The organism is Actinomadura sp. 9N407, from assembly GCF_044326315.1.
Taxonomy (GTDB): domain Bacteria; phylum Actinomycetota; class Actinomycetes; order Streptosporangiales; family Streptosporangiaceae; genus Spirillospora.
Window position 1 is genome coordinate 1 of the sequence record NZ_JBIRAW010000074.1, and the last position, 1255, is coordinate 1255.

A 1255-nucleotide genomic window follows, 5' to 3' on the forward strand; every position below is an offset into this window, starting at 1 on the left:
AGCTCTCTGGCGCGGCGTCAGACGCTGTGGTTGGGGTCGAATCGGTCCGCGAGTTCTGCGAGCACCGCGGACCGGTCCCGGTCCTGCCCTGCCTGGGCGGCCAGCATCCGGAGCCGTGGCACAAGCCCGGCAAGCGTGTCGTCCGGCTGTACGGCACGCGCTAGCAGTTGCACGACCTCGAGGTCCTGGTTGTCCAGTGCCCGCGAGAGCGCGGTCGCATTGATCATCGCGCCTCGGTCGACGAGGTCGCGGGCAAGGTCGAGGTCGACCGCGTGCGCACCGTCCTGCAAGCTGTTCTCGACCGGAACGCGCTGGTCGAGCAGCCACCGGACGGCCGCGGTGGCTCCGTCGCGCAGGGCCACATCGATCGGGGTGAGCCCGTTATAGACCTCTTCTGACGGATCACATCCCACCGCGACCAGCCGCGCGAGCGACTCCACGTCGTCACCTGCTGCAGCCCGGCCCAGGGCCAGCCGCCGGAGCCGACGCTGCGCCACCAGCGTCCCCTGGTCCAGGGCCCCACGCCAATCGAGCACCGTCGCCTGCACGAGCCGGCGCAACTTCTCCGCGGCCGTCCGCGCGTGCGGATCCGTGCCGCCTGCCAGGTCGTCGACGGCGTCACGGAGGTCCACACCCGCCTCGATGGCATCGTCCTCCAACGCCCAGGGGTCGTGCTCCAGCATCAATTGCCCGAAGAGCGCACGCAGGTCATCGGCCATCCGCCCGATACGGTCGCCCGCTTGCAACTCCCATCCCGCGGGCAGTCCCTGCCGCCAGCAGTCCACAACGCCATGCTCGGGCCCGGTGGCGGTGTCCACATAGACGCGCTCGAGATACTCGAACCCACCGATCGGCAGGTGAACGAGCCGGCCGGACCAGTCAGGCCAGTGCTCTTCGGCCAGAGCGCACTCGTGATCGACCCAGCCCCACAGATCGTGGTAGCCGCCGCTACCGGGATAGAACAACTCGCTGAAAGACACCGTGACGTCATGACCTTCGAGGTCGGCGCGCAGGTCGTAGTCGAGCCGGCCGCCGAAAGCGGTGCGCCACAAGGCGATGAGCGGCTCGGGCAGCGGCCCGGCGCAGCGCTCGGCCACCGCGCCCAGCACCGCATCGTCGATCGGCGGCTGCGCCTCCAGAACCACCCGCCCGGCGAACAACGCGATACCGGCCTCGCTGAGAGCCCCGAGTTCGCCATCGGAGAACAGATCGGGTGGGACACCGTCCGGTACGACCGTCATCGGCGCAGTTTAGA

General features: G+C 69.5%; 1 protein-coding gene. It reads right to left on the minus strand.

All coding sequences use genetic code 11. The annotated features are described in order from the left end of the window. Positions 1-17: 17 nt before the first annotated feature. Entirely contained in the window at positions 18-1241 is a 1224-nt protein-coding gene (locus ACH34Q_RS46915) for a hypothetical protein (protein WP_395989761.1), read from the minus strand. Between the last annotated feature and the right edge of the window lie 14 nt (positions 1242-1255).

Excerpts from the sequence above, each read along its gene's own strand:
- ACH34Q_RS46915 (WP_395989761.1), bottom strand. The coding sequence starts at position 1,241 with ATGACGGTCGTACCGGACGGTGTCCCACCCGATCTGTTCTCCGATGGC.